At 71.2% G+C, this 24,180-nt stretch carries 16 protein-coding genes and 2 pseudogenes; 10 read left to right on the top strand and 8 right to left on the bottom strand.

The genetic code is table 11. From position 1 onward, the window contains the following. Window positions 1–46: 46 nt before the first annotated feature. The 5 genes and pseudogenes from ACFYPN_RS28205 to ACFYPN_RS28185 form a co-directional block, all read right to left on the bottom strand. Window positions 47–427, bottom strand: a pseudogene (locus ACFYPN_RS28205) (MBL fold metallo-hydrolase); the annotation flags it as partial. 449 nt (window positions 428–876) lie between these two features. Beyond that, on the bottom strand, window positions 877–1,275 hold the full coding sequence (locus ACFYPN_RS28200) for a hypothetical protein (protein ID WP_358765779.1): 399 nt from the start codon (window positions 1,273–1,275) through the stop codon (window positions 877–879). A gap of 924 nt (window positions 1,276–2,199) precedes the next feature. Beyond that, window positions 2,200–2,778 carry a TetR/AcrR family transcriptional regulator gene (locus ACFYPN_RS28195; protein WP_358766276.1) on the bottom strand — a complete coding sequence of 193 codons (579 nt, stop codon included), beginning with the start codon at window positions 2,776–2,778 and terminating at the stop codon, window positions 2,200–2,202. A gap of 10 nt (window positions 2,779–2,788) precedes the next feature. Continuing rightward, on the bottom strand, window positions 2,789–3,736 hold the full coding sequence (locus ACFYPN_RS28190; protein ID WP_389302056.1) for an SDR family NAD(P)-dependent oxidoreductase: 948 nt from the start codon (window positions 3,734–3,736) through the stop codon (window positions 2,789–2,791). A 691-nt stretch (window positions 3,737–4,427) separates the two neighbouring features. After that, window positions 4,428–4,954 (bottom strand): annotated as a pseudogene (locus ACFYPN_RS28185) (IS701 family transposase); the annotation flags it as partial. A gap of 447 nt (window positions 4,955–5,401) precedes the next feature. On the opposite strand from ACFYPN_RS28185, the gene ACFYPN_RS28180 reads away from it, so the two are divergent. The 4 genes from ACFYPN_RS28180 (at window position 5,402) to ACFYPN_RS28165 (ending at window position 9,578) form a co-directional block, all read left to right on the top strand. Continuing rightward, window positions 5,402–6,061 carry a pyridoxal 5'-phosphate synthase gene (locus ACFYPN_RS28180; RefSeq protein WP_389302053.1) on the top strand — a complete coding sequence of 220 codons (660 nt, stop codon included), beginning with the start codon at window positions 5,402–5,404 and terminating at the stop codon, window positions 6,059–6,061. Between the two features lie 769 nt (window positions 6,062–6,830). Beyond that, window positions 6,831–7,967 (top strand): FUSC family protein, encoded by a 1,137-nt coding sequence (locus ACFYPN_RS28175; RefSeq protein WP_358760600.1) that lies wholly within the window; start codon window positions 6,831–6,833, stop codon window positions 7,965–7,967. A 73-nt stretch (window positions 7,968–8,040) separates the two neighbouring features. Beyond that, on the top strand, window positions 8,041–8,796 hold the full coding sequence (locus ACFYPN_RS28170; RefSeq protein ID WP_389302050.1) for a ZIP family metal transporter: 756 nt from the start codon (window positions 8,041–8,043) through the stop codon (window positions 8,794–8,796). 287 nt (window positions 8,797–9,083) lie between these two features. Beyond that, window positions 9,084–9,578 carry a GNAT family N-acetyltransferase gene (locus ACFYPN_RS28165; protein ID WP_389302049.1) on the top strand — a complete coding sequence of 165 codons (495 nt, stop codon included), beginning with the start codon at window positions 9,084–9,086 and terminating at the stop codon, window positions 9,576–9,578. A 231-nt stretch (window positions 9,579–9,809) separates the two neighbouring features. Here the strand turns inward: ACFYPN_RS28165 and ACFYPN_RS28160 are convergent, their stop codons facing one another. Then, complete coding sequence (locus ACFYPN_RS28160; protein WP_389302046.1) at window positions 9,810–10,196, bottom strand: barstar family protein; 387 nt, start codon at window positions 10,194–10,196, stop codon at window positions 9,810–9,812. Here ACFYPN_RS28160 and ACFYPN_RS28155 point away from each other — a divergent pair. The 3 genes from ACFYPN_RS28155 to ACFYPN_RS28145 all read left to right on the top strand — a co-directional run bounded on the left by ACFYPN_RS28155 (window position 10,195) and on the right by ACFYPN_RS28145 (window position 17,265). Then, entirely contained in the window at window positions 10,195–11,256 is a 1,062-nt protein-coding gene (locus ACFYPN_RS28155) for an alpha/beta fold hydrolase (protein ID WP_389302044.1), read from the top strand. The genes ACFYPN_RS28160 and ACFYPN_RS28155 overlap by 2 nt on opposite strands. Before the next feature lie 262 nt (window positions 11,257–11,518). Beyond that, window positions 11,519–14,800: a GH92 family glycosyl hydrolase gene (locus ACFYPN_RS28150; protein ID WP_389302171.1), complete on the top strand. Its 3,282-nt coding sequence runs from the start codon at window positions 11,519–11,521 to the stop codon at window positions 14,798–14,800. Window positions 14,801–15,390: 590 nt separating this feature from the next. Then, the gene (locus tag ACFYPN_RS28145; RefSeq protein WP_389302168.1) at window positions 15,391–17,265 is read left to right on the top strand and encodes an ABC transporter ATP-binding protein; all 1,875 of its coding nucleotides are present in this window, start codon (window positions 15,391–15,393) and stop codon (window positions 17,263–17,265) included. 102 nt (window positions 17,266–17,367) lie between these two features. Here the strand turns inward: ACFYPN_RS28145 and ACFYPN_RS28140 are convergent, their stop codons facing one another. Beyond that, window positions 17,368–18,618, bottom strand: a complete 1,251-nt coding sequence (locus ACFYPN_RS28140; protein ID WP_389302041.1) for an MFS transporter — start codon at window positions 18,616–18,618, stop codon at window positions 17,368–17,370. Window positions 18,619–18,986: 368 nt separating this feature from the next. On the opposite strand from ACFYPN_RS28140, the gene ACFYPN_RS28135 reads away from it, so the two are divergent. Together ACFYPN_RS28135 and ACFYPN_RS28130 are read left to right on the top strand one after the other, a co-directional pair. After that, window positions 18,987–20,870 carry an ABC transporter ATP-binding protein gene (locus tag ACFYPN_RS28135; protein WP_389302039.1) on the top strand — a complete coding sequence of 628 codons (1,884 nt, stop codon included), beginning with the start codon at window positions 18,987–18,989 and terminating at the stop codon, window positions 20,868–20,870. 147 nt (window positions 20,871–21,017) lie between these two features. Next, window positions 21,018–21,659: a DUF998 domain-containing protein gene (locus ACFYPN_RS28130; protein ID WP_358760533.1), complete on the top strand. Its 642-nt coding sequence runs from the start codon at window positions 21,018–21,020 to the stop codon at window positions 21,657–21,659. Between the two features lie 138 nt (window positions 21,660–21,797). On the opposite strand, the gene ACFYPN_RS28125 is transcribed toward ACFYPN_RS28130, so the two are convergent. Next, window positions 21,798–22,532 (bottom strand): maleylpyruvate isomerase family mycothiol-dependent enzyme, encoded by a 735-nt coding sequence (locus ACFYPN_RS28125; RefSeq protein ID WP_389302036.1) that lies wholly within the window; start codon window positions 22,530–22,532, stop codon window positions 21,798–21,800. Window positions 22,533–22,735: 203 nt separating this feature from the next. On the opposite strand from ACFYPN_RS28125, the gene ACFYPN_RS28120 reads away from it, so the two are divergent. Next, entirely contained in the window at window positions 22,736–24,073 is a 1,338-nt protein-coding gene (locus ACFYPN_RS28120) for an APC family permease (protein WP_358760535.1), read from the top strand. Window positions 24,074–24,180: the final 107 nt, after the last annotated feature.

The raw sequence follows: 24,180 nt of genomic DNA, 5'->3' as shown, positions 1-24,180 counted from the left end.
GAGACGACCGCACCACCATGTGCGACAAGTGCACCTGAGCCCAAGCTCAGCGGTGGTCCCCCCTCTGCGGTGGCCTTGAGGCCGTCGCCCGCTCTGCCGGCCCAGCGCAGCGCCACCCGCTTCCCCGACATCCCGGCACCCGCATCCTGCCGTTTCGCATCCTCCTCACCGCCGGCGCGGTGCTGCGTCCGACCGGGCGGCCGGATGCGAGTCGCAGCACGGAGTTCCAGCCGACGTGATCGACGTGGAGGTGAGTGTTGAGGACGACATCCACATCCTGCGGGCGAACACCGGCCCTCGCCAGGAGGTCGAGGACATCGGACCGCGAGTGGTGGAACGGGCCCATGCCCGGCCGTTCGCGCCCGTTGCCCGCTCCGGTGTCGACCATCACGGTCCGCCCACCCCTGCGCAGCACCCAACTCGGGAGGGGCCGTCGCAGACCACAAGCGCACCGAGCTCGTCAGCGCAGCCCTGACCGCCGTGGCACGCACCACGCACCCGCCACAGCCTCGACGGCGCAGCCCTGCACACCGACCACGGCGCCCAGTGGACCAGCGGCGCAGCATTCGCTGACGCCTGCCGCAGAGTCGGCGCCCGCCAGTCCATGAGCGCCATCGGCGGCTCAGCGGACAACGCGCGCGCCGAATCCTTCAACGCGACGCTCAGAAGAGAGACGCTCCAAGGCCGAAACGCCGGTCGAGCGGGCACGAGGGCCGCCTCGACGCGTTGCACCGGCTGAACCGCTACAACCCAAGACGCCGTCATGCCCGCTTCGGACCCCGCAACCCGATCGCCCATGAAACGGCCTCCAGGCTGAAATCAACTACGTTCGCGCCAGCCGCATACCCCGTGTTCCGAACTCGGAGTCAAGGCCCCTCATTGGTCCCGCATCCGTGCTCGCAGGTGTTCACTCAGCACGACGTCATGCGAAAGCCCGGCCAGCTCCTGCGCTTCCACATCCACGCCCTGCCGCGTGAGAATGTCGGCCAGGGAGTTCCAGTGGTCAGCCGCCGCCTGCTCGGTGGTTTCGCCACCGACCGGCTCGTCCGGCCCGACAACCATCCGGGCCTCGTCCTCGAGTTCTTCGGCCGAGAAGTGCGACTGGGTGCCCATTGGAGCCGATGAGGTCCACCACCACCCCCGGTCATCCAGCAGCACCACACTGCGGTCATCTTCGAGTACAGCCTCAAGCCGTGCAGTCACCGACGTGCGCTGAGCGTCCGTGGCAACCTCATCCAAGTCGACATAGGTGACCAAACGAGTCACAGCAATCACTTGCCCTCCTCTCGGCTCACCAACTCCTGGCCGAGCCATTGCGCGGAATGGCCACGATATCGGGGACCGGTTTCCAGCCCACGCACTCGCGTCCCGGCCCGGCCTTCGTCAACGACCGAGCACCATCTACCCTGACTGCGCCTTCACGCCCTCTGTGGTGCGACGCCCACTGGAATCCGCCAAGTCGCGGGAGGGGCGTCACATCGTTCCCCTGGCAGGGAAACGCGCAGGCAGCAGGCGCCGAGAGCAGCACCAACGCGGGCGCGCCGACTATTACCCCCGAGTGATACCTGCCTGCGCAATGTGCCCCTGGTACACAGGAAAGTGCAGCAGGGGCACTTTCGTCAGCGACGGGGGGGGGGGGGGGGGGGGGGGGGGGGGGGGGGGCGGGGGGGGGGGCGGGGCGCGCGCCCCCCCCCCCCCCCACGGCCGGACGGTGGGCCCGGGTGGGTCAGACGGTACGGCGGCGGGAGAGGACGCCGNNCGGACGGAGCGGGGAGCACGGACGGAGCGGGGAGCACGGACGGGGGAGGGAACGCGGCGGGGGGGGGGGGGGGGGGGGGGGGGGGGGGCCCCCCCCCCGCCCCCCCCCCCCCCCCCCCGTCGCTGCCTCCGGTGCAGGGGCCATCCGCGCTGCACCGGTGAGGCCGGCCCTGCTTCCGTGCAGCACCCGTGTGCCGCTCGGGGCGGGTGAATGCCGCACCGCGCGCCGGACGACCTGGGCAGCGCCCGGCGTTGCACCCCTCCGCGGCCCTTGCACCCTGTCAACAGTCACGGACTCCCTCACCTTTGGCCGTTTCCGCGTCACGAAATTCCCCCCCTCGTGGTCACGATTCCCCAGGGGGATGGCGATCGCAGACCGGTGCGCCAGGCAGGTCGTGGCGGCAGGCAGGGATCACCCCGGTCGGGGCGCGGTCGGTGTTCTCACGCCTGCTGTGGCGTGGTATGCAGGCCCTCGAGGAGTGTGGCCAGGTAGCGGTGTGCTGCATCGAGCCGGTCGGCGGGTTTGCCGCCGTGGACGTTGACGGCGTAGGCGATGCCGCACATGAGCGGGACGAGGTCGGTGGCGGCCAGGTCACGTCGGACCGTTCCGGCATCGCGAGCCCGGCCGAGGAGTGCGGTGCCGACCGACCGAAGCGTCTCTTTGAGTTCCGTGGTGCGCGGCAGGGTGTCGGTAGCTGCCGCGCACACCGGGGCGAGGGACGCGTCGGTGACCTGCGCTTCGACAGTGCGGAACAGGAAACCTTCGAAGGCGCGCCAGGGGTCGGTGCCGGTCAGAGCTTGCCGGCCATGGTCAGCCAGCGCTTCCAGGCAGGGGGTGGCGACGGTCTCCAGTAGCGCCTCGGGGGTGGCGAAGTGCCGGTAGACGGTGCCGACTCCGAGTCCGGCGCGGCCCGCGACGTCGTTCAGCTGCAGGGGTGCGCCCTGGTCGACCAAGGCACGGGCGACCGCCACGATCCGGTCCCAGTTGCGGGCCGCGTCCTTGCGCAGGGGCATCGTCATGGGGGACATGCTAACCGGATTCTTCATCCGCTGGTGCCGCCGACAGCACTCCCACCGTCTGGGGGGGGCAGATGACGGTGAGAGGTGCGTACCGTTCACTGAGCCGGCGCACGTCCCGGGCGAGGTGGGGGTCGGTCGCCGCGCGCAGCGGCGTCACCGGGTGCGTCTGGGCCCCGATGACGATACCGGTCCGGCCCGCGAGGGCTGCGTCGGTGGCGGCGACGATCGAGGACCGGGCAGCCACGGACGCCGGACCCGACGTGGAGCGTTCGAACTTGCGGCGCACCAGCGGCCACAGCAGTCGCAGGGCAGGTGAGACGACCTTCGGGTCGGTCAGGGTGCCGTTGGTCATGTCGGTCGCGGCGCCTCCCGGGTCGGCGGCGAAGACGGAGGCGGCCGTGCCCTCCAGTCGGTTCGCCAGGTCGAGCGTGTAGGCGAGGTTGGCGAGCTTGGCGCGACCGTACCAGTGGAAGCCGTAGTAGCCGCCGGGCGGCTCGACGGCGTCGAAGGCCCTCTTCGCGAGCCCGACCGCGCCCGAGGTCACGTTCACGATCCTGCTCGGCGCCCCGCCGGTCAGCGTGGGCAGCAGCAGTTCCGTCAGCAGGTAGGGCGACAGGTGGTTGACGACGAACGACGCTTCGATGCCATCCAGGGTCTGTCGCTGCGGGAACATCGCCCCGACGTTGTTGACCAGCACGGTCAGCGGGTCGCCGGAGGCGGCGTGCTCAGCGGCGATCCGGTCGGCGAGCACGCGCACCTGGTCGAGCGAGCCGAGGTCGGCGGACAGGAACCGTCCGGGATGCATCGGGTTCGTAGCGTTGATTCGCTCGACCGCCCGGGTACCGCGGTCGGCGTTGCGTCCGACCACGGTTACCGAGAACCCGGCATCGGCCAGTCCCAGGGCCGTCTCCAGTCCGATGCCGGCCGTGCCTGCTGTGACCACAGCTGTCTTTCTCATGTGTGCCCCTCCACCCAGATATTCGGATAGTTCATCCGCTTGATAGGACGCTAGCACACAAATGGATGAACCATCCGTTTAGAGGTGGCGGGCGGCGGGACAGTCAATGCCGGGCGCCATGAAGCCGTGCCGATCCGAGCACGCCGGACGGCCCGGACCCTCCTGACCGTGACGCTTGCCCTGGGAGTCACGTGACCGTCCACCAGCAGAGCTCGCGACGGGAAGGACGAGGACGCCGGCGCCGGAGACGAGCCGCGGCAGGCGGCCAGGAAGCTGCCGGGGCACCCCGGATCGCGCGAAGCGCTGTACGCCCCGTGAGCACGCGAGAGGCTCCCGATCGTCCCGCTTCGGCACGGAAGCGCTCAGAGGGGAACAGCACCGGGAAACATCAAGCGCGCTCGGGGTGACAGGTGCGGCGGCACCTTGGATTCGCCCACCACTGGCCCTGGACCTACCTCATCACCGCCGCGATCCAACGACTTACGTCCCTGCCCGATCCCGGCTGACCAGCAACTCCCGTCCCTGCGAACAGCACCACCCACCGGGGCCGTGGAGCCCGACGCCCACCCGACGCGACAGCCGGGCCACCCGTCTGCCCACCACCACTCCAACAAACGAAAACGGCCCACCGGAGAACCAGCAGGCAGTCACGAAAGATCGAGGTCAGTACTCCAGCCGTAAATCGTGATCTTCATGCCCGAGTGGCTTGCTGCCGGTAGTGGCCGGCCTGGAATCGGGCCTGGCGGGGGCACCGCCAGTGTGACCGACCGAGCCGGTGGGCTGTGTCGTGGACGGGTCGGACGACGAGGGTGATGAACAGGCGCGGGATCTCGTTGCAGGTGAGCGGAATGAGGGCATCGGGTACGGGGCGGGTGTGCTCGTCCGCGCGTACGACGGCGAGGAAGGCGTGCGCGAGGAAGGCGTGCGCGAGCATGGCGAGGGTGACCCAGCGGGACTAGGAGGTATAGCAGCGGACCTGGTGCTCGTCGAGTGCGGCCAGGCCCTTTCCCGACTGGAAGAACTCTTCCACCCGCCACCTTGATCCCGCGATTGTGACCAGCACGGTCAGCGGCACGGATGCGGGCGAGTAGCAGCGGTAGTAAGCGAGTTCGCCGGTGCCGCGGTCGCGGCGGACAGCAGCTGCCGACTCCCGGGGCGGGGGTCGGCGAGGTCGATGACGGCCCATTCGTAGAAGCGATGGCCCTTGGCCCCGGCCCCTCACGCTCATCGAGGCGGCGAAGGCGGCGTTGAGCAGTAAGCCGACGTTCAGGGTGGCCGACACACCTCTTCTCGGTCGTTCAAGGCACTCGCCAGCGTCACGCCTGCCATATGAGCAGACCCCGGCCGGCGAACGCAAGGCGCTGCCCAGGGAATGGAATGAGCCGTCAGGACCACTCTTGACAGCTTCAGGACTTCGATAGATCTTGAAACGGCGAAAAACACCGAGCGCGCATACCTTCGACGGCCGACCCGACGGCACAGGCCTTTGTCGCCCACAGACCGTTCCGGTCCGGGGCGCCCTACCAGGGGTTGACGTCATGAACAGCCGGACACGTCGGCATACATCATGTCCATCCCCAGAGAATGCTGTGCCACCCGGAACGCACCTGGGATCATAAATGCGCACGTCCGGCACAGTCCACACGAAAGGCAGATGTCCGAAAAATGACCGAAGCCGTACGAGACAGGCTCAGAGGTATTCCCGTCTTCGCCGAGGTGACACAGAAACACTTCGAGGAATCCGACCTTCCGGCCAATCCCCTTCCGGTCGTGGCTGAATGGATTTTCGCCGCCCACGCCGTCGGGCAGCCTGAGCCGCACGCGATGAGCCTGTGTACGGTCGACGCCGAGGGAACTCCGTCGAGCCGGGTCCTGCTGGTGAAGGACATCGACTCCGACCGCCTGTACTTCGCCACCCCCGCGGACAGCCCGAAGGGGCTCGACGTCGCGTCGAATCCGCGGGTCGCCGCCCATTTCCACTGGCCTGCCACCGGGCAGCAGATACGCATCACGGGTACGGCGTCCCCGCAGTACCGGGACGCCTCCGAAAGCGACTTCGCCGCGCGGGGACGCGGATCCAGGCTCTCCGCGCATCTGCACCGGCCGGGGCCGCTGCCCGATCGCCGAACCGCCTTCGACGAGTTCGAGCGCCTCGGAGGGCTCTATCCGGACGAGGTTCCCTGCCCCCTGAGTTGGACGCTGTATGCGATCGAGCCCACTGGGGTGGAGTTCTGGGAGGCGAGCACGGATCGCGTGCACCACCGGGTGCGGTACCACAGGGATGCCGCAGACGGCGGTTGGCGGCACGAACTGCTGTGGCCATGAGCGACGATCACCACGGAGCCCATCACCACGGAGCCCTGAGCCACGCGCCGGGCGTGGGCGCGTCGACCGCCCCCTCCCGGGCTGCAAGATCCTGTTGTTCGTCGTCGGCCGACTGCGCGCCGACGCCCTGATCGCGTACGGCGATCCGGTGGCGCCCACCGGCCGACGACAACCGGACTTCGCGCGCCCTCTACAGCCGCTGGTGGTGCTGGAGAGGGCCCATGTCCACGACGCGGCCCTCTCCGGGCTCTCCCGGCTCGGCCTCGCCCGTCTCCCCGGCGCTCTGCTGTTCTCCGAATGCGACTTTTCGGAGGAGTACCGGCAGACAGCCGCAGCGCCACACCCCGTGAACCGGGAACGCGACGCGATCCTCTCCTCCACGCGCCTGACCCGCGCCCCTCTCCCGTCCCGCCCTGCCGCGCGGCAGGGCGGGACGGGGGATAGTCCGGCGGCCTTCTCCGTCGAGCCTGCCGGGAGTCTTTCGCCCGGCCACGGCCATCCGGCAACGGGAAGGCCGACTGGAGATAGACCCCGCGGTACCGACCGCGCTCCCCCGTACGCCGCCTGGTGATCCGTCCGCGGTGGTGCCGCGTCGGCCGATGCTGTGTGAGTGAACGTGGGCCGGCCCGGTCGCCGGACGCACGGGAGGCTGTGCTCCTGCCGGTGGTGTCCCGCGCGAGGTGTCCCCGGTTTCCCCCACGACACGGGGGCACGAGAGAACGAGTGCCGGGAAACGCGGGCGGGCGCCCGGGAGGGAGTGTGCGGGTTGGTGTGGAACGTGCGGTGGTCGGCCGCGGTGCGGTGGGCGGGGCGCGAGTGGAAGGTCGTGCGCCGGTCCGTGCACAGCGCCTTCGAAGAGGCCGGTCCGGAGCGGGACACGCTCGTCCAGTCCCTCAAGGCCGCAGCGGCGGCCATCGCCGCGTGGGCGCTGACGGGATGGTGGTTCCATGCGCCGATGGCGCTGCTGGCACCCTGGACGGCCGTCGCCCTGGTCTGCGGCACGGTGTACCAGTCGTTGCGCAGGGGCCTCCAGCAGTGCGCGGTCATCGCCCTCGGCACGGTGTGGGCCTCGGCGGCCATGGCGATCACACGGGACCAGACCATGCCCGCGATGCTGCTCACCGTCCCGTTCATGACCCTGCTCGGGAACTACCGCAGGTTCGGGAACCAGGGCATCTTCGGGGCCACCACCGCACTCTTCGTGATCACCGCCGGTTCGTCCAGTGCCTCCACGGTCGGCCACCGCCTCCTGGAGACCCTGATCGGAGCGGCGGTGGGTATCGCGGTCAACGCGCTGGTCCTGCCCCCCGTGCACCTGCGCAGTGTCCGCGACCGGCTCGGCCACTTCGCCCGGGGCACCTCGGACCTGTTCGGCACCATGGCGCGCGGCCTGCGCGAGGAGGACGGACTCGACGGTGCGGAGAACTGGCACGGGGAGGCCACGCGCCTGGCGCTGTCGCTGCAGGGGGTGACGGAGGCCCGCACCTGGGCGATGGAAGGAGCCCGGCTGAATCCCGCCAGGCGGCTGCGGCGGGTGGGCCCGCCGCCCCCACCCGTCTCGGAGGACATGCGGTGGGGGCGGGTGTCCGCACGCGTCCTCGCCGTCACGCGCACGTTGAGCGGGATCGGCGGCAGTGACCCGGAGCTCCCGGGGCCGTCCCCGCACTTCCTCACCGAGCTGGCGGACGTACTGGATCAGGCGGCGCGTCTCTGCGCCCAGGCGGGCGCACGGTCCTTCGGCGGCTCGGCCCCGGAGCGCGACGAGCCTGCGGCCGAGGACGCAGAAGTCTCCCTGCGCGCACTGGCCGGCACGTTCCGCCGGCAGGAGGGCGCGGCGGCGGCCGTCGGCGGGGAGCTCCTGGTGGAGACGAGGCAGCTGCTCAAGGAGCTGACCCGGTCGCCCTGAGAGCCCGTGCTCCGAGAATCCGCTTTACGCTCCCATGGTCGTACGGCACCCGAGGGGCGGGTAGGGGCGGGCCATGATCGAAGTCGTGGAAGCAGGTGGCTGGGGTTTCCTGGCCGGTTCGGCGCTCCTTCTCGGGGCCGGGGTCGGGTACGCGTGGCGGTTGCCGCACTGGCTGGTCGCCTCGGTGATGGCCTTCGGAGCGGGTGTGCTCCTCTCCGCCGTCTCCTTCGAGTTGCTGGGCGAGGCGTACGACCAGTCGGGGCTGACTCCAGCCGTGCTCGGGACCGCTGCCGGGGCGGTGCTCTACACGGTGGGGAACATCGTGCTCGCCCGGCACGGCGCCCGGCACCGCAAGAGGTCCGGGGTGAGCCGGTCCCAGCCCAGCGAGGCCCAGCAGGCGGGCTCCGGCATGGCGCTGGCGCTCGGCGCACTGCTGGACGGCGTACCGGAGTCCGCGGTCATCGGCGTCGGGCTGACGGACGGCGGAACGGTGAGCCTGGTGACCGTGGCCGCCGTCTTCATCAGCAACATCCCGGAGGGCCTGTCGAGTTCGGCAGGCATGCGCGAGGCCGGGCGCAGCAAGGGGTACGTCTTCGGGGTGTGGAGCGCCATAGCCGGGGCCTGCACCGTATCGGCGGTCCTCGGGTACGTGGTGGTCGGTGGGCTGTCTCCCCTGGTGACGGCTTACGTCACCGCCGTGGCCGCCGGGGCCATCCTGGCGATGATCGCGGACACGATGATCCCGGAGGCGTTCGAGGACACACATCTGGCGAGCGGGCTGGTCACCACCAGCGGCTTCCTCCTGTCGTTCGCCCTCTCCCACGGGTGAGGGCGGGAGTGAGCGGCCCCGCGGAGCCGGGGCCGCGTCTCGCCACGCGAACTCTCCGTCCTCGCACGGACTCCGGAAGACGGTTCCTCGGGCGCGGACCAGCCATGCCGGCGGAGGCCCACGCCGGCCGCTCTGTCCTTCCCGCTCTCCGACGTCCGCCGCCGGACCCGGCGTAGGACTGTCCCGCAACGCTCGAGCCGTAGATCGCCTTGTGCCTTGGTCGTGAGCTGTCTGCCACGGGCGGAAACTCAGATGGCCTCGGCGCACGACGTGGGTAGGGTCGGGCGGTGCCCGAGTTGAAGCGGCTGCATGCCGGCCACGCCCCGGCGGTCCTGGCCTTCGAGCTGGCGAACCGCACCTACTTCGCCGCCTCGGTCTCCGACCGCGGCGACGACTTCTTCGACCGCTTCACCGACCGGTACAGCGCCTCGCTGGCCGAGCAGGAGGCCGGAATCTGCGCCTTTTACGTGCTCGTCGGCGAGGACGGGTCGGTCCTCGGCAGGTTCAACCTGTACGACGTGGAGGACGGAGCTGCCAGACTCGGCTACCGGGTCGCGGAGCGGGCCGCCGGCCGCGGCGTGGCGACCGCGACCGTCCGGGAGCTGTGCCGGACGGGGACAGCGCGGCACGGCCTGCGCATACTGCGGGCGGCCACCTCCCACGACAACGCCGCGTCCCGGAGAGTCCTGGCCAAGACCGGGTTCGTCCCGGTCGGCCCGGCCACCCCGGCCGATCTCGGCGGCACGTCAGGCACCTGGTACCAGCGCGACCTCCAGCCATAGAGCTCGATCCCGCGCGTGGGTCGGCTGCGGGAAGGCTGCGGTCACCGCCGAACATCGGTGTCAAGACCCACGATTCGCCATCGCTCGCACGTACGGACCTGCGGCCCGGGGACCATGGGCTGTTCCGGACCCCCTGTCACGCCGCCCTGCGCTCGGAGAAGGCATGTCTGGCGGAGGGTCCCCCGACGTCCACGTCTCGCGAGGGCCGTGCGGTGAAGACGGACTGGGTGGCTACTGAAGCTGTAGGACGCCGGGGGCCCGCTCCTCGAAGATCTCGATCAGCCAGTCGAAGACGGTAGGTCCTTGCCCCGTACGCGCCGCAGCCAGTTCCGCACTGACAGCAGGACGGTTCGAGGGATGGCACCGGGAGAGGCGAATCTCCAGCTGGCGAGCCGTCTCCGGATAGCTGAGATTCTCACGAGACGCCTGGTGGTCACGCCATTCGACAACGTAGTCACCGTCGTCGGGGTGTCCGAGGCCACCGCTGAGGCAGTCGGCGAGAGCGTCCAGGTTCCTGCCGAAGTAGCCTCCAGGACCGTTGACCGCCTCACCAACGATCCGCCAGAAGTCTTCCAGGGTCCTCACGCGGGTCCCGTCCAACACGTATGTCGCCGTCATGGCCCGCAGGATACGTCCGTCTGCCGGCTCGCCTCTCCCCCTGCGAACCCATGCTGTTCAGCCGCTGCCCGACGCAGGTTCGCCGGAACATGTGCGCTCCCCGAAGGGCACTTCCCGGCTGCGCTCCACCCGGGAAGTGGTGTGCGGCTGCGGATGCTTCAGGCATATGGTTCCGATGTTGTGCTCGGTGATCGACGGGAAAGGTGCGGCCGCCGTGGGCTTGCCAGGTCAGGAGCGTTGGACTCGGTCGGGGGTCCGGTTGCGTCGCGTCTCGGGCACGGAGGGGACGCGGAACTGGCTGTTCGTCCCTGGTGGCCCGGGTCTGGGCTCGGAGTCCTTGCTGGGGTTGGCCCGCGCGGTCGAGGTGCCGGGCACGGTCTGGTTGGTCGACCTGCCGGGGGACGGTTCCAACCGCGGTGGGCCGCAGATTCCTGAAAGCCCGTACGAGCTCTGGCCGCAGGTGTTGGCCGAGACGACGGACGAACTGGACGACGTGGTCATGGTCGGTCATTCCACCGGTGGGATGTTCATGCTGGCCACACCCGAGCTGGAAGGCCGACTGGCCGGCATGGCCCTGGTCAGCAGCGCACCCCACGCCGGCTGGCGCGAGACCTTCGCGCAGTGGGCCCTGGCCCATCCGCTGCCCGGACTCCAAGAGGCGGCCGCCGCCTACGGACAGGACCCGAACGACCGGACGCTGCGCGCACTCACCCTGACCGCAGCGGCGTGGAACTTCACTCCGGCAGCTCTGGCCGCCGGCCGCGCGGTGCTGGAGGACCTGCCTTACTGCCAGGACGCGGTGGCCTGGGCCGACACCCACTTCGATGGCACCTACCGGGCGCGCTGGACACCGGCCGCCGGCAGTGTGCCGACGCTGGTCGTCAGTGGCGGCCAGGACCGTGTGGTCGACCAGAGCCTCTGGTACCAGGACGCCGCGTACGACCGGCCCCACGTACTGCGGCGAACGGTCGAGAACGCGAGCCACTTCCCGTGGCTGGAGAACCCGCACGCGGTCCGTACGGCTTTCGCGGACCTGACCGCCCTGATGGAGCGCGCGTGAACCCGTGACCGGGAGCGGCGCCCCTCCACCGGGAGCGCGGGCGCAAGATCCGCAGGGGCCTTGACACCTCCGGTCTGGCAGGAGGAGCATCCTCCCGTCGTTGACAACGTTGTCGGGACAGGGTCGCCCGCGCAGGCAACGGTGCTCCCGCTCCCGCCCGTTGACCGTCCGTCACACAGGAAGGGCAGGATCGGTGTCAGACACGCACAACCGTCGGACCCACCCCGGGCTGAGAGTTGTCAGCTGCGTCGCGGTGACCGCCATGGCCGCACTCGGGCTCGCCGCCACAGCCGCCCCCGCGTCGGCAGCAACCTCGTACACCACCGTCAAGGACCCGGTGTCGTACGTCCACCCGCTGATCGGCACCGCGAACGCGGGCAACACCTATCCAGGTGCGGTACAGCCGTTCGGCATGCTGGCCTGGAGCCCGCAGAACTCGCGGGGCAAGCAGGTCTCGACCCCCGCTCCCGGCGGCTACCAGTACGACGCGACGAAGATCCGCGGCTTCAGCCTGACCCACCTGAACGGTGTCGGGTGCTCCGGCGCGAACGGTGACATCCCGATCATGCCGTACGTGGGTGACGTGGACACCTCGCCCACCTCGGACACCACCGACGCGAAGTACGCGAGCGGCTTCTCGCACGCCGACGAGACCGCGACCCCCGGTTACTACAAGGTGGGCCTGGCCGACGGCGCTTCGGCGGCGCTCACCACGACGGCCCGCACCGGGACGGGGCAGTTCGGTTTCCCGGCGGACAAGCCCGCCAGCATGCTCTTCCGCACCTCGAACTCGGAGAGCGGCAGCACCGCCGCCACCGTCAGGATCGACAAGGCCGGACGGACGGTGACGGGCTCCGTCACGGCGGGCAACTTCTGCGGTCCGCAGAGTGCGAACAACCGCAAGGACCTGTACACGCTCTACTTCACCGCCCACTTCGACAAGGACTTCGCGAAGGTCGGTACCTGGACGGACGGCACCGTCGCACCCGGGTCCACCTCCGCCTCCGGCGGTACGGGGTACAGCTCGTCCGGCAACCCCGTGGCGGGCAAGGGTTCCGGGGCGTACATCACCTTCGCCGACGGCACCACCAGCGCGCAGGCCAAGGTCGCCGTCTCCTATGTCAGTCCCCAGAACGCGGAGGAGAACCTCCGCGCGGAGAACGGGCGCCACGCGACCTTCGACTCCGTCAAGAAGCAGGCTGCCAAGACCTGGAACAAGGCGCTGAGGACGATCGAGGTGGGCGGCGGTACCGACGCCCAGCGGTCCATCTTCTACACCGCGCTCTACCACTCCATGCTGGAACCCACCCTCACCAGCGACGTGGACGGACGCTATCTCGGCTCCGACCGCAAGCCGCACCGCCTCGCCAAGGGGCAGAGGGCGCAGTACGGCACCTTCTCCGGCTGGGACCAGTACCGCGCGCAGGTGCAGCTGATGACCCTGATCAACCCCCGGGCGGGCAGCGACTACGCGCAGTCCCTCTACAACTACGCGAGCCAGAACGGCGGCGAGTGGGACCGCTGGCTGCTGGAGAACGGCAAGACCAGCGTGATGTCCGGTGACCCGTCCGACGCGGCACTCGCCGGGATCTACGCCTTCGGCGGCCACGACTTCGACGTCAAGGGCGCTTGGAAGTCGCTGGTGACGGCGGCCACGGTACCGACGGCGAACGATTCCGACAGTGCGGGCTGCAACGTCGAGTGCGTCGGCCAGCGGCCCGCGCTCGACAAGTACCTGGAGCTCGGTTACGTACCGGCGGACGGCTGCCACTGCTGGGGCGGTGCGGCCGAGACGCTGGAGGACGCGGCGGCCGACTACGGCCTGTCCGAGCTGTCCCGGCAGATCGGGAGGACCGCCGACGCCGCCACGTTCCTGGAGCGCTCCGGCAACTGGTCGAACGTCTTCGACGCCAACGCCACCGCCGACGGCGGCTACGTCCGCGACCGCAAGGCCGACGGCACCTGGGCGGGCACCTTCACACCCGGCACCGGCACCGGCTTCGTCGAGGGTTCCAGCGCGCGGTACACCTGGATGGTCTACTCGGACATCGCCGGGCTCGCGAGCGCGATGGGCGGTAAGGGCGCGGCGATGAAGCGTCTGGAGGCCTTCTTCCGTACCCCGGACGGGAAGTTCGACTTCACGGCGGAGGACGCCACCCGTTACGACCCGACCAACGAGCCCGACATCAACGCCCCGTACCTGTACGACTACCTGGGCGCCCCGTACAAGACGCAGGAGACGGTCCGCGCCGAGCTGGACCAGCTCTGGACCGACGCCCCGGGTGGCATCCCCGGCAACGACGACGCCGGCACCATGTCGTCCTGGTACGTCTTCTCGGCGCTGGGCATGTACCCGCAGAACCCCAGCCGGGCCGACCTGGTCCTCACCGCTCCGCTCTTCCCGCACGCCGTGGTGCACACCGGACACGGGAAGACGATCACGATCAAGGCGCCGGCCGCCTCGTCGGCCAACACCTACATCCACGGCCTGAAGGTCGACGGCCGCACGTCCGACAAGCCCTGGGTCCCGGCCTCGTTCGTCACCCGTGGCGGCACGCTGGACTACACGCTCGGCGCGACGGCGGACACCTCCTGGGGCAGCGCGGCGGCCGACGCCCCGCCGTCCTTCCCCGGTGGCGGCGTCAAGTACTTCACCGGCACGACCCCCGAGCTGGTGAAGACCGTGCCAGGGTCGGGCAGCGCGGAGACCACTGTCAGGGTGCAGACCCTGGAGACCATGGCCACCGCGGTGCACTGGACGGCGGCGGCTCCGGCCGGAGTCACCGTCACGCCCGCGGAAGGTGACTTCACCGTACCGGCGGGCGGTTCGGTGAGCGCGAAGCTCACCGTGTCGGCCGGTGCGGAGACAGCCGAGGGCCACTACACGATCCCGGTGACGCTGAAGTCGTCCGACGGCACCGAGCTCCCGAAGACCTCGGTCGCGGTGACCGTGGCCGAGAAGAACGGTGTGCTGTGGAACCGCAACAGCACCGCCATCTCCACCGACGACACGAACCCGCAGGCCGACTTCGACGGTGAGGGCTGGAGTTACTCGGCCGCCGCGCTCGCCGCGGCGGGCACGACGCCGGGCGGTACGGTCTCGTCCAACGGCTTCGACTTCGTCTGGCCCGAGGTGGGCGCCGGCGACCCCGACAACATCGAGGTGACCGGCACCACCCCGCAGGTGCTCAACGTTCCTTCCGCCGAGAGCGACACCAAGCTGAGCCTGCTGGGCAGCGCGGCCGAGGGCGCGGCGAGCGGCAGGCTGACGCTGACGTACACCGACGGCACCACGCAGCAGGCCGACATCGGTTTCAGCGACTGGACGCTCGGTGGCGGCTCCCAGCAGCCGTCGTACGGCAACACGGTCGCGGTCCACACCACGTACCGCGACGTCCAGGGCGGCGGCAAGGATCCGGTGGGCACGGAGGTGTTCTCCTCCGCCCCGATCGCCCTCCAAGCCGGCAAGCGGCTGGCGAGCGTGACCCTCCCCCCCACCACGAGCGGCGGCATCATCCACATCTTCGCGGTGGCCACCACCTGACGCGCCCGACCCGCTCGACCGGTCCGTCCTGATGGCGTCGACAGCCCGCCGCCCCTCTTCGGGGAGCGCACGGCGGGTTGTCGGCGTTTCGGCCAACTCCGCCCCAGGCATGGCCCCTTGCGGTGCACGGATGGATGTAACCCGCATGCGCGCGCACCCGCGGCCCTCCGGGGTCCGGCCGCGACCGAAATACACGCGTTCGAAGTTTCGCCCCTGTCGTTAGGCCCCACGAACCCGGCCGGACGACCACCAAAGGGGACTCTCATGACCACCGCACGGCATCGCCACCCACTGCCCCCGGCTCTCGAGCACGTCCCGCCCTCCGTCCCCGCGCGCCGGTGCGGAGGCTCCGGGAAGCGCCCCGGCGTGGGCGGTACATACCCCACCGCTTCCGCTTCCGCTTCCGTACGCGTGGACACGAGGTGGACCGCATGAGCGAGTCCGCCGACGCGTCGAAGGAGGGCGTCCCGGGGCCGCGCACCACTCCCGGATCACCCCGGTCCGCCCCGACCCCCGCGGCGCCCGATCAGGCGCGCGGCAACAACCCCGGTGACGGCACCGGCACCGGACCGGGCGCCGACGAGCCGCAGATGCGGTACGTCGACCTGACCGGCAGCCGTGAAGCGGCGGGCAGGTCCATCCGGATGCGCGACATGGCACGGCGGCTGCCCCAGCTGGTGCGCCGCTCGCTGGCCCTCGCCTGGCGGGTCGACCGGCGCGCGACCACCGGCCTCCTGCTCTGCCAGGTCGTCGCCGGAGTGCTGCAGGCCCTCGGTCTGGTCGCCATCAGCGGCACCCTCACCGCCCTGCTCACCGGCGGGGACGTCTACGACCGGCTCCTCGAAGCGTGGCCGTCCGTCGTCCTGCTGGCCGGTACCTCCGGGGCACGCGCCCTGCTGGGGATCACCGTCAGCTGGCTCTCTTCCCGGCTCGGCCCGCTCATGTCGCGCGAGGCCGAGCAGATGCTGCTCACCGGCTGCGCCGAGGTGGAACTGCGCGCCTACGACGACCCCGCCTTCAACCGGGACCGTGAGGCCGCCGACCGGGGGGCGCAGGTCACCGGCGACCTGATCGACGAGGGCCAGGACCTCATCGCCTCCGCCGCCAGCTTTCTCGCCGGGGCGGTCGTCCTGGCCGGCGTGCACCGGGTCCTCCTGCCGCTCCTGGTGGCGGCCAGCCTCCCCCAGGCGCTGGCCCAGGTCAGTGCCGCCCGGGTGCGCTACCTCGCCAACCTCCGCAGCAACGGCGACCAGCGGATGCTGTCCGTGCTGCGGTGGCACATCTACACCAAGGACGCGGCCGACCAGATCCGGGCCGGCACCATGGGCGGCTTCCTGTCCGGCCGTTACCGGCAGACCGTCGCCCGGATCAACCGTGAGGACCGGGAGGCGGCCGACCAGGGCGCCCGTATGTCCCTGGTCGGCGCGGTGTGCGGTGGCCTCGGATCGGCGTTCGTGTGGGCCGCGGTCGCGTGGCTGCTGGCCACGGGCCGTATCACCGTCGGGCACGCGGGGACTGCGGTCTTCGCCCTGCAGACGGTGGGCCAGTCGGTCCGGGGTCTGGTGGCCGTCGGTGCGCGTGCCGTCCGCACGGGCCTGTACATGGACGACTGGAGCGGCTTCCTGGACAAGGCCGGCGGCTACCGCATGCGCCGGGGCTCCCACCGCCCCGAGCCGCCGAAGACGATCGAAATCACCTCGGTCACCCATCGCTACGCCGGCAAGGAACTCGACGCGCTGTCGGACGTCTCCCTCACCCTGCGGCGCGGCGAGGTCACGGCCCTGGTCGGGTTCAACGGCTCGGGGAAGTCGACGCTGTCGAAGCTGGTCAGCGGGTTGTACCTGCCGACCGACGGGCAGGTGCTGTGGGACGGTACGCCCACCGGCGACGCCGACCCCCAGGCACTGTGGCAGCAGGTCGCCCTGGTGCCGCAGGACTACGCCCACTGGCCGCTGACCGTGCGCGAGAACGTCAACCAGGGGCAGCCCACCGCGCGCGGTGACGTGGCGGTGCGCGAGGCGTGCGAGGCCGCGGGTGCCGACGAGGTCATCGACAGACTCGGCTCCGGCCTCGACACCCTCCTCGCCCGGGAGTGGCTCAACGGTGAGGAACTGAGCGGCGGTCAGTGGCAACGCATCGCCCTGGCCCGGGCCTTCTTCCGCGAGGCCGGACTGCTGGTCCTCGACGAGCCGACCGCGAACCTCGACCCCCGCGCGGAGTACCGGATCTTCCAGCGGCTGCGCGACCTGGCCCGGGACCGGGTGGTGCTGCTGGTCACCCACCGCATCACCAACGTGGCCGTGGCCGACCGGATCGTGGTCCTCGACGAGGGCCGGGTGGTCCAGGAGGGCACCTACGCCGAACTCGCTCAACAGCCAGGTATGTTCCAGCAGTTGTTGTCCTACCAGGTCACCTCCGGGGCGGAGGCGGAGGCACCGGGCGAGAAGAACGGGGCGGTCGGGTGAGCCGACCGCGCGACGTACCGGAGAGCCTCGCGGAGAAGGCGTCACGCGCGTGGGGAGGATCGCCGCCCGAGTGACGCTCGCGGCACCACGGGCCGTCCCTGGTCATCCCTTCGCCTCCCCGGCGCCGCTCGGCTGCGGCCGGGTCCGCGTCCCCCAGCGGGCGAGAGGGGGGCCGGCGGCACCCAGCGCCGCGAAGAACAACGCCAGCAGCAGCCAGCCCGCCGTGCCGAGGCCGAGCACCACCGTGGTGAGGAGCGCGGGGGCGAGTGCCTGGCCCGCGTTGAAGCCGAGGCCGAGGAGACCCTGGTACTGGCCCTGGGCATGGTCGGGGGCAAGGCCGAAGCCCAGCGCGAAGCCCGCCGACGACTCCCAGACCTCTCCCAGGCTGTGGACGAAGACCGCCACCAGGATCAGTCCCACTGCCGCCCGGACGGGGGTGTACGCCGCGAGCGCCATCAGCGGGCAGCTGACGAGGAAGAGCAGGCCCGCGGTGCGGAACGCCCTGCCGCCGTCGTGCGGGGTTTCGATCCGGGAGCCGATCCTGGTCTGGGTCAGTACACAGAAGCCGGCGTTGACGGCGAAGAGTGCGGCCACCGTCCAGCGCGGCGCTTCGGTGTGCTCGGAGATCCAGATCGGCAGGAGGAGGGAGACCACCGGGTATTGCAGCCCCATGGCCGCGTGGAGAGCGGTGAACGTCAGGAACGGGAGGTCCGTGACAGCCGGCCGACGACGCTCGCGTGGCGGTGCGGCCCGCACCGGAGAGCTGGGCAGCAGGAGCAGCAGCGCCGCGCAGAGGGCGAAGCTCGCGGCGTTGCCGAGGACCAGCGCGACGTAGGCGCTCCGGCTGTCGGCTGCCAGCGCCAGCCCCGCACCCACCGTTCCGAGGAGGACGCCCAGGTTGACGAAGGTGCGCAACTTCGCCCGGAACCGGGCGGGGCGGTCACCCCCGACCCGGGCCACCAGAGCGCCCCAGGCCGCCCCACCGGCCGCCGCCGCGATCTGGTCCACCGTCGCGACGGCCGCGAGCGCGGCCCAGCTCTCGACGAGGAGGAGGGCCGCCATCGACAGCGCCTGGACCGTGAGGGCCACCATCATGACCCTGCGTGCTCCGCGCCGGTCGGCGAGATGGCCTCCGGGTATCCCGGCGCACAGGCCGATCACTCCGGCGATCGTGAGCGCGGCACCGACCTGTACCGCGGGCAGGCCCACGACCAGGGTGAAATAGAGCGCTGACGCCGCGTTGAAGAGACCGTTGCCCACCCGGTTGACGAAACTGGCGGCGATCAGCGCGCGCTCCGGCCTGCTCTCCCCCGCCAGGGTGGCTTTTCGGCCCGCCGGACCGCCCGTGATCATGGACGGCAGGATAGTGCCGCCGTCGTGGGAAAGCGTGGGAGGGGTCCCCGCACCGACCACATTCGGCCACACACAGCCACCGTCAAAACGCACCCGGTCATCGCGGCCGGTGGTTTCGGGGGCCGACGCACCACCCGGCGCCCTTCGGCGGCCCACGACGTCCTGTCCGGGCCCCGCACCGGGCGAGCGCCGTGGCCGTCCTGCCGAGCGGGTGGCGCACCCACTCCGTAAAGAGCCTCCGGAGCCTCCGTGACGCTCGTTCCGGAGCACGCTCGGGTGACAGAACTGGACAAAAACCCTTGGACCTCGCGGTGGCGGCTGCGGGAGACTCCGGTCTGCTCATTCACCACCGGACGAAACGGGTCGCGATGGGATCAATCGAATCGGGTGACGGACTACCGAGCAAGGGCTCGGTGCTCCTCGCCCTCCGCTACTACACCCGGGAACTCTCCCGCCTCCGACGGCTGTCGGTACCGGCCCTGCTGCTGCCGGCCCTGGGCAACATCGGCCTCTACTACATCTCCCCGCTGATCGTCGCCAAGCTCGTCGGCCGCGTGGCCGGGAAGGGCGGGGAAGGAATCGGCATCGGCCCGATGCTGCCGTACGTCCTCGGCTTCGCCGGGGTCCTGCTCCTCTCGGAGGCACTCTGGCGGGTCGGGTTGCACTGTCTGAACCGTCTCGAAGGCCGGGGTATCGCGCGCCTCTACGTCACCGGTATGGACGAGATCTTCGTCAAGGACTCCTCGTTCTTCCACGACAACTTCGCCGGATCGCTGACCAAGCGGGTCCTGAGTTTCGCGTCCCGCTTCGAGGAGTTCGTCGACACCCTGACGTTCTCCGTCATGGGCAGCCTCGTCCCACTGACGTTCGCCTCGGTGGTGCTGTGGAGTTACGACCCGATGCTCGTCGTCGGCCTCCTGACACTCATCGTGCTCACCGCGCTGATCGTGACGCCCCTGATCCGGCGCCGCCAGACGATCGTCGCCGAGCGCGAGCGGGCGGTGGCCCGGGTGTCGGGCCACGTCGCCGACAGCCTGACGAACATGGAGACAGTGCAGTCCTTCGCCGCCGAGGACCGCGAGGCCGCCGAACACCGTTCCAGGGTCGCGGAGTTGTCCCGGCTGATGGTGCGTTCGTGGGACTACGGGAACCTGCGTATCGACACGCTGGTGGCGCCGCTCTCCGTACTGACCAATGTGGTGGGCCTGGTGCTCGCCATCACGCTGGCGGACGGTGGCCTCGGGGTGGAGGCGATCATCGTCGCCTTCACCTACTACGCCAACGCCACGCGGATCATGTTCGAGTTCAATCAGATCTACCGCCGTCTGGAGAGCTCGATGACGGAAGCCGCGCAATTCACCGAACTGCTGCTGGAGCCGCCCACCGTCGTCGACCCGCCCTGCCCCGAACCGCTGCTGCGCGCGGGGTCGGACGTCCGCTTCGAGAAGGTGACCTTCGCCCACGCGGGCGGAAAACCGCTCTTCGACGGGCTCGACCTGGAGGTCGCCGGCGGCACCAAGATCGGTCTCGTCGGCCGGTCCGGCGGCGGCAAGACCACGCTCACCCGGCTCCTGCTGCGGATGGCGGACATCGAGGGCGGACGCATCCTGATCGGTGGTCAGGACATCAGCAAGCTGCGCCGGGCCGACCTGCGCAGCCTGATCGCGTACGTCCCGCAGGACCCGGCGATGTTCCACCGCACGCTGCGGGAGAACATCGCCTTCGCCCGGCCCGGCGCGACCGCGGCCGAGGTCCGCCGGGCTGCCGAGGCGGCCCACGTCACGGAGTTCGCGGACGCCCTCCCGGAGGGCTTCGACACCATGGTGGGCGAGCGCGGGGTGAAGCTCTCGGGCGGCCAGCGCCAGCGGGTCGCACTCGCCCGGGCGATCCTCCGTGACGCACCGGTCCTGCTGCTCGACGAGGCGACCAGCGCCCTGGACTCCGAGAGCGAGATCCTGGTCCAGGACGCCCTGTGGCGGCTCATGGACGGCCGGACCGCCCTCGTGGTGGCGCACCGGCTGAGCACCGTCGCCACCATGGACCGGCTCGTGGTCCTCGACCGGGGCCGCATCGTCGAACAGGGCACGCACCAGCAGTTGCTCACCACCGGCGGCGCCTACGCCAAGCTGTGGCAGCACCAGTCGGGGGGCTTCCTCGACGAGGCCGACGCCAGGCAACCCGTCACTGCCTCGGCTCCGGGCGCCGCCGGGGAGTCCCTCGCCGGCACCGTCGTGGAGGCCGAAGTGCGCTGAAACCGGGGGCGGCCCCGGAGCCGCCCCCGGCCCCTCGCGGAACGGGACCGGGGCCGGGACCGGGGCCGGGCGTCCGCCCGGCTGATCACCGCTGCCACCTGCGTGTACAGCGGGAGTCGCGGACCGGGGCCGTTCTACCGTTCACCGATGCGATACGTCCCCTGGTGGGTTCTCTTCTCCTCGTTGTGCGCGCCGATCCTGCTCGTCGGAGGCTGGTCGGTCTCGGCGGAACTCGAAGGGCCCCGGTACGACCCCGCCTCGACCACCATCAGCATCCTCGCCGCGGACGGGACGCGCGGCTACTGGGTGATGACGTCGGCGCTGGTCGCGCTCGGAGTCTGTCATGTGGTCACCGCCTGCGGGCTGCGTCCCGCCGCACCGTTCGGCCGGGTGGCGCTGGCGGGCGGCGGGCTCTCCGCGATGCTGCTGGCGTTCTTCCCGGCGCCGGTCAGCGGCGGGTCGTTCGCCCACGGGGTCGTGGTGACGGTGGGCTTCTCGCTCCTGGCGCTGTGGCCGGTGCTGGCCGCGCGACGGGACGCCGCGCGGCGCCCGCCGGGGCGGCTGGTCCCGGTCTCCGGAGGGAGCGTTCCGTGGGGCCTGCGGCCCGGTCCTTCCGTCGGTGCGACCACCCTGATGTGGCTGGGCGGGGCGTGGTTCCTGCTCGCGCTCTTCGTCCTCGACATCGCGGGAGCGGCCGAGCGCGTCATCACGTTCGCCCAGTCGTTCTGGCCCCTCGTCGTCGTCCTCTCCTGTGCCCGGAGGCTGGGGGGCGCGGCTCCACGGAACTGAGCGTTCCACCGGCCACCCGGCCCCCGGCAGCCGCCGCATCCGCATCCGCGTGCGGGGGCCGCGCCGCTACTGCGGCGGAGGGGCAGGGGCGCCTCGGGTCGGTACCGTGACTCCTCCTCGCGCGGCGCGCCTGCCCCGTCAGCTCCGCCACGCCGGTACGGCCGGCAGCGGGCCGGGCGGATCGACCTTCAGCCCCTCCCCGGCGGTGCGGCCGGTCAGCCAGCCGAGGAGGTCCGCTTGCCGACCCATCACGCGCGGCCCGTTGCCGTCGCCGGTCCGGTACGGTGGCGCTCCGCCGTCCTCGGCGTGCAGCACCAGGCCGGGGGCGTCGACGCGCCCGCCCAGTTCCGCCGCCGTGGCGGTGAGTTCCCGGGCCACGAACGACGGGGGCCAGTCCGCCGGCAGGTGGCCGGTCCGCAGATCGGTGTGGTGCACCTCGACCTCACGCAGCATGCTGCCGACCGCGCCGCGGACGGGCCGCAGTCCCCCGCCGAGCCAGCGCACCGGTACGTCCCATGCGTCCTCGGGATGGTCGGCGGCGGCCTCCAGGAACCGGTGGAGGGCGGTGCCGAGATCCTTGGCCAGCTCGGCGGCCGGCCGGTCGGCACCCGCCTCGATCTCTCGTTCCCGATGGGCCTCGTCGGCGTACTGGGGCACGTCGGCGCCCGTCCGGGCCGCGGCGAGCAGCCGGCACCGGGAGTCGGCGCTGCGCGCCACGTGGGTGAGCACATGGGCGCGGCTCCATCCCTCGAGCAGTGAGGGGGCTCGTACGTCTCCGTCGCCGAGGGCCGTCGCCGAAGCGAGCAGCAGTTCCACGGACGTGCGCAGCGCGGGCAGCAGGGCGGCGGGGGTGGGCGTCCCGTCGGTGGTCATGCGGTCTCTTCTCCTCGGTCCGGGGTCTGTCTCCCTGTGCCGGGTGCCCTCTCCGGTGGGGTGAAGTCGCGTCGGGAGCGGCTCGTGTCCGGTGGTACTTCCGTACACGTGGCCGTGCGGCGGGTGCGGCAGGACCACGCGGACCGCACGGCATCCGGGGGATCGCTTCGCTGCGGGGCGACTCCCCGGGTATACGGCACCTCATGAAGCACTCTCCCACCACCCCACCCCCGGCTCCTTCGGCGGCGAGCTCGCCGACAGCACTGAGAAAGGCGCTCACCACCCCACTGCTCTACTTCTTCATCCTGGGAGATGTTCTCGGCGCCGGCGTCTACGTCCTGGTCGGCGAAGTCGCCGCCAAGTCCGGGGGGGCCGTCTGGGCGCCCCTGCTCGTCGCCCTGTGCCTGGCTCTGCTGACCGCCTGCTCGTACGCGGAGCTGGTCACGAAGTACCCGCGCGCGGGTGGCGCGTCGCACTACGCGACCTTGGCCTACGGGCCGTTCGCCGGGTTCTTCGCCGGTTTCTGCATGCTCGCTGCCGGCGTGGTGTCGGTGGCCGCCCTGGCCCGGGGGTTCGGTGGTGACTATCTCTCGGAGTTCGTCACCCTCCCCGTCGTGCTCGTGACGACCGTCTTCCTGGCGGCGCTGGCGCTGCTCAACGCGCGCGGCATCAGTGAGTCGACGCGGGCCAACGTGGTGGCCACGGTCATCGAGGTCGGCGGCCTGCTGCTGGTGATCGGGCTGGGCGCCTGGCTGGTACTGCGCGGGGACGGGGACCTCGGAAGGCTGACCGACCTGGGCACCCCGACCGAGGGACCCGTGGCGGCCCTGCTCAGCGGGGCGGTCCTCGCCTACTACTCCTTCGTCGGGTTCGAGACGTCGGTGAACGTCGCCGAGGAGACCCTCAACCCCCGCCGCTCGTACCCGCGCGCCCTCTTCGGCGCCCTGATCACCGCCGGTGCGGTGTACGCCCTGGTCGGAGCGGTCGCCGCGGCGGCCGTACCGACCGAGCGGCTCGCCGGGTCGAGCGGACCTCTGCTGGAGGTCGTGCGCGCCGCGGGCGGAGTGCCCACGGAGGTCTTCAGCGCCATCGCGCTGGTGGCGGTGGCGAACGGCGCCCTGCTCACCGGCATCATGTCCTCCCGGCTGGCCTACGGCATGGCGCGGGACGGACTCCTGCCACGCTTCCTCACGGCGGTACTGCCCGGCCGCCGTACACCCTGGGCCGCCATCGCCCTGACCACCGGCCTCGCGCTGCTCCTCGCGCTGACCGGTGACGTGTCGACGCTCGCCTCGACCCTGGTGCTCCTCCTCCTCGTGGTCTTCTTCATCGTGAACACCGCGCTCCTGGTGCTGCGCCGGGACACGGTCGACCACGACCACTTCCGGGCGCCGACCGTCGTACCGTTCCTCGGCGCCGCGTCCTGTGTCGGGCTCGCCACGCAGGTGGAGGGCGAGGTCTGGCTGCGCGGACTGCTCGTGCTGGCGGTCGGCGCGGTCCTCGGCGCGGTCGCCGCGATTCGCGCACGTCGGGCCGACTGAACCGGTCGGGGGGGGCCGGCCCCCCCCCCCCCGGGGGGGGGGGGGGCCCCCCCCCCCCCCGCGCCCAACCCCCCGGCCCCCCCCCCCCCCCCCCACCACCCCCGGGC

It is taken from the genome of Streptomyces sp. NPDC005576 (assembly GCF_042871745.1).
GTDB lineage: Bacteria > Actinomycetota > Actinomycetes > Streptomycetales > Streptomycetaceae > Streptomyces.
The sequence above is the reverse complement of the archived record's forward strand: the minus strand, read 5'-3'. Positions and strand labels throughout refer to the sequence as shown.